The sequence below is a fragment of the Pseudomonas sp. NPDC087598 genome (assembly GCF_044743525.1).
Lineage (GTDB): Bacteria > Pseudomonadota > Gammaproteobacteria > Pseudomonadales > Pseudomonadaceae > Aquipseudomonas.
On sequence record NZ_JBIUWQ010000127.1, the window covers coordinates 1 to 3,988 of the forward strand.

Here is a 3,988-nt window from a genome sequence, read left to right on the forward strand (position 1 = left end):
TTGACGAGATGAAGCGTCTTGATAAAGCCTATTGCTACACATTACAGAGGTTGTGCATCTCCACCCTACACGTATCCCTGATAATTCGGGTGCTGCCGCGCGCAGAATCCGCAGCGGGTTGGCATTTACCGTGAGCTCCGAAAGGGGAGGTCACGCATCATGGCTAATTCAGGCGGTGTTTCCGAAGCGTTCGCTCGGGGTCATCTGCAGCTGACTGCACTTTGTGAACTGGCCGTGAATATCTGCCTGCCAGGCGAGTAAAAACTCTGCTCGGCGGTGTAATTCAGGCCTCATGTCACCTGCGCTTGTTACAACCGCAAACTCCACCGTTACGTAGCGAAAGCCCCGTAGGACGGCCTCGCGTCCTGGTGAATTGCGTTGGTCAGGGCCGGTTTTTGACCGTGGTGCCGCTGTCCAGGCCGCTTTTGGCGGCGTTCGCGACTATAGCAGCAATGATTAAGTGCTTCAATTCCATAAAAATTGTTATCATCCGCGGCATGACAACTACTGCCCCTTCGACTCCAGGCGTTCAACTGCTTGAAGTCTCGCCGGAGTATGCCGGCCAACGAATCGACAATTTCCTCCTCGCCCGGCTCAAAGGCGTGCCCAAGACCTTGATTTACCGGATTTTGCGTAAAGGCGAAGTGCGTGTGAACAAGGGGCGGATCAAGCCCGAATACAAGCTGCAGGCCGGTGATATCGTGCGCGTTCCGCCGGTTCGCGTGCCTGAACGCGACGAGCCGGTGCCTTTGGCGCAAGGCCTGTTGCAGCGCCTGGAAGCCTCGATTGTCTACGAAGACAAAGCCCTGATCGTGATCAACAAGCCCGCCGGCATTGCGGTTCACGGTGGCAGCGGCTTGAGTTACGGTGTAATCGAAGCCTTTCGTCAGTTGCGCCCCGATGCCAAGGAGCTCGAGCTGGTTCACCGTCTCGACCGTGATACCTCTGGTCTGCTGATGATCGCCAAGAAGCGCAGCATGTTGCGTCATTTGCATGCCGCATTGCGCGGTGACGGTGTCGATAAGCGCTACATGGCGCTGGTTCGTGGCAACTGGGCGACCTCGATCAAGCAAGTCCGTGCGGCGCTCGGCAAGAGCAATCTGCGCTCCGGTGAGCGCATGGTCGAGGTCGACGAGGAGGAGGGCAAGGAGTCTGTGACCGTGTTCAAGGTCCTGCGACGCTTTGGCGATTTTGCCACTCTGATCGAAGCCAAGCCGATCACCGGTCGCACGCACCAGATCCGTGTCCACACGTTGCACGCCGGACACTGCATTGCTGGCGACACCAAATACGGCGATGACAGTTTCAGCAAGGAAATCCGTGATCTGGGCGGCAAGCGCCTGTTCCTGCACGCCTACATGCTGACCGTGCCGCTGCCCGATGGCGGTGAACTCAAGTTGCAGGCGCCGGTCGATGAAATGTGGGCCAAGACCGTGGAGCGATTGAGTGCGCCCATCTAATTACAAACTGCTGATCTTTGATTGGGACGGCACACTGGCCGATTCCATTCATCGGATTGTCGAGGCAATGCACTCGGCATCCGAGCGTTCGGGTTTCGAGTTGCGTGATGATTTTGCCGTCAAAGGCATCATCGGTCTGGGCTTGCCCGAGGCTATCCGCACCTTGTATCCCGAGATCAGCGATGCCGAAATGGTCGCGTTTCGTGAGTATTACGCCAATCACTACATCGCCGCGGAAGCCGTGCCTTCGCCGTTGTTCGAAGGCGTAGTCGAGTCGATGGCGTCCTTTCGCGAGCAGGGTTATCACCTGGCTGTTGCGACCGGCAAGAATCGCCGCGGGCTGGATCGGGTGCTCAAAGCCAATGGCTGGGAGGATTATTTCGATATCACCCGCGCCGCTGATGAAACCGCAAGCAAGCCGCACCCGCTGATGCTGGAGCAGATTCTTGCCCATTGCGGCGTGCGTGCCGAGCAGGCATTGATGGTCGGTGATTCGTCCTTCGATCTGTTGATGGCGCGCAATGCTGGCATGGCCTCTGTGGCGGTCAGTTACGGTGCGCAATCGATCGAGTCGCTGCAGCAGTTCGAGCCGCGCCTGTCGATCGACCGTTTTTCCGAATTGCATGCCTGGCTGGGACAGCAGGCTTAATACGATTTTGCTGGGGTGGATGGCATGACCGATGAATGGAAGGCACCGGCCAAGGCAGAGGCTGATGGCGGTGACGAGAAAAGCTGGAAGCTGCTGGAAAAAACACTGCTGGCCGGCGTCCAGGAGCAGCGTCGTTCACGGCGTTGGGGGATCTTCTTCAAGCTGCTGACGTTTGTTTATCTGTTTGTTGCGCTGATCCTGTTCACGCCGTTGATGGACATGGAAAAGAGTGCCACCCGTGGCCCGAACTACACCGCGCTGATCGACGTTACCGGCATGATCGCCGATAAAGAGCCGGCCAGTGCTGACAACATCGTCGGTAGCCTGCGTGCGGCGTTCGAGGACAAGAAGGTCAAGGGCGTGATCCTGCGGATCAACAGTCCGGGTGGCAGTCCGGTGCAGTCGGGTTATGTCTACGACGAGATCAAGCGTTTGCGCGGTCTGCATCCGGATATCAAAGTCTATGCGGTGATTTCCGATCTCGGTGCGTCCGGTGCGTATTACATCGCCAGCGCGGCGGATCAGATTTACGCCGACAAGGCGAGTCTGGTCGGCTCCATTGGTGTGACGGCGGCGGGTTATGGCTTTGTCGGCACCATGGAGAAGCTTGGTGTTGAGCGCCGTACGTACACGTCGGGTGAGCACAAGTCGTTCCTTGATCCGTTTCAGCCGCAGAAGCCGGAAGAAACTGCGTTCTGGCAAAGCGTGCTGGATACCACGCACAAGCAGTTCATCAATAGCGTCAAGCAGGGGCGCGGTGATCGTCTTAAGGATAAGGAGCATCCGGAGCTGTTCTCCGGGCTGGTCTGGTCGGGTGAGCAAGCGCTGCCGCTGGGGTTGATTGATGGTCTGGGTAATGCCAGCTCTGTTGCACGTGATGTGATTGGCGAGAAAGAGTTGGTGGACTTCACTGTTCAGGAGTCGCCGTTTGATCGTTTCTCGAAAAAGCTCGGTGCCAGTGTGGCTGAGCAGTTGGCGATGTGGATGGGTTTCCACGGGCCGTCGTTGCGTTAATCGCTGGTAGATCAAAAGATCGCAGCCTGCCTCAGCTTCTACAGAGATCGATGTAGAAGCTGCGGCAGGCTGCGATCTTTTGCTTTAAGGGATTTGCACGCCCTCGGCCAGTAGCATGTCGATCAGGCGAATCAGCGGCAGGCCGATCAGGCTGGTGGCATCCGGGCCTTCGGTGGACTGGAATAAACTGACGCCGAGTCCCTCGGCTTTGAAGCTGCCAGCGCAGTCGTAGGGTTGCTCAATGCGCAGATAGCGCTCGATGCGTTCCTGATCTAGCTGACGCATGTGTACGGTGAAGGGCACGCAGTCGACCTGGCATTCGCCGGTCTGGCTGTTGAGCAGCGCCAGGCCGGTCAGGAAGGTCACGCTGGCGCCGCTGGCGGCCAAAAGCTGTTCGCGGGCCTTCTCGAAGGTGTGCGGCTTGCCGATGATCTGCTCGCCGAGCACCGCCACCTGATCCGAGCCGATAATCAGATGAGCGGGGTGGCTGTCGGCCAGTGCCCGGGCTTTTTGTTCGGCGAGGCGTTTGACCAGTTCGATGGCGGTCTCGCCCGGGCGGTGACTTTCATCGATATCAGGCGAACTGCAGACGAACGGCAGGTGCAGGCGGGCGAGTAATTCCCGACGATAGATCGAGCTTGAAGCAAGTAATAAAGGCAGCATTCGCGTCTCCTGAGGCAGGTGCGAATTCTAGCGGAGGCACGCAAGTGACGGACAGGGCACAATTTCCTTTGACATGGGTGGGTGCATCCCTATAATGCTGCGCCTATGTTGAATGACCCGATTCCACCTCACGTTGACCCGCGCAAATTGGCTGACCGTGGCACCACCCTTCAAGGTGAACTGCTGCTGGCCGATTTGAAGA

General features: G+C 57.9%; 4 protein-coding genes and 1 pseudogene. 4 read left to right on the forward strand and 1 reads right to left on the reverse strand.

Features of this window, described 5'->3' with window-relative positions; all coding sequences use genetic code 11:
• Positions 1–497: 497 nt before the first annotated feature.
• The 3 genes from rluC to sppA are packed head-to-tail and all read left to right on the forward strand — an operon-like array spanning position 498 to position 3,123.
• Entirely contained in the window at positions 498–1,460 is a 963-nt protein-coding gene (rluC, locus tag ACIOWE_RS29835) for a 23S rRNA pseudouridine(955/2504/2580) synthase RluC (protein ID WP_401398540.1), read from the forward strand.
• Positions 1,447–2,109, forward strand: coding sequence for an HAD-IA family hydrolase (locus tag ACIOWE_RS29840; protein WP_401398542.1), 663 nt, complete (start codon positions 1,447–1,449; stop codon positions 2,107–2,109). The genes rluC and ACIOWE_RS29840 overlap by 14 nt, the downstream gene beginning before the upstream one ends.
• A gap of 24 nt (positions 2,110–2,133) precedes the next feature.
• Complete coding sequence (gene sppA / locus ACIOWE_RS29845) at positions 2,134–3,123, forward strand: signal peptide peptidase SppA (protein WP_201237238.1); 990 nt, start codon at positions 2,134–2,136, stop codon at positions 3,121–3,123.
• An 84-nt stretch (positions 3,124–3,207) separates the two neighbouring features.
• Here sppA and ACIOWE_RS29850 read toward each other — a convergent pair whose 3' ends face one another.
• The gene (locus ACIOWE_RS29850; protein ID WP_401398543.1) at positions 3,208–3,786 is read right to left on the reverse strand and encodes a Maf family protein; all 579 of its coding nucleotides are present in this window, start codon (positions 3,784–3,786) and stop codon (positions 3,208–3,210) included.
• Positions 3,787–3,891: 105 nt separating this feature from the next.
• Between ACIOWE_RS29850 and ACIOWE_RS29855 the strand changes: the two are divergent.
• Positions 3,892–3,988: pseudogene (locus ACIOWE_RS29855) on the forward strand (metal-binding protein); the annotation flags it as partial.

Coding starts and splice junctions, on each gene's coding strand:
- rluC (WP_401398540.1), top strand. CDS start 498: ATGACAACTACTGCCCCTTCGACTCCAGGCGTTCAACTGCTTGAAGTC.
- sppA (WP_201237238.1), top strand. CDS start 2,134: ATGACCGATGAATGGAAGGCACCGGCCAAGGCAGAGGCTGATGGCGGT.
- ACIOWE_RS29850 (WP_401398543.1), bottom strand. CDS start 3,786: ATGCTGCCTTTATTACTTGCTTCAAGCTCGATCTATCGTCGGGAATTA.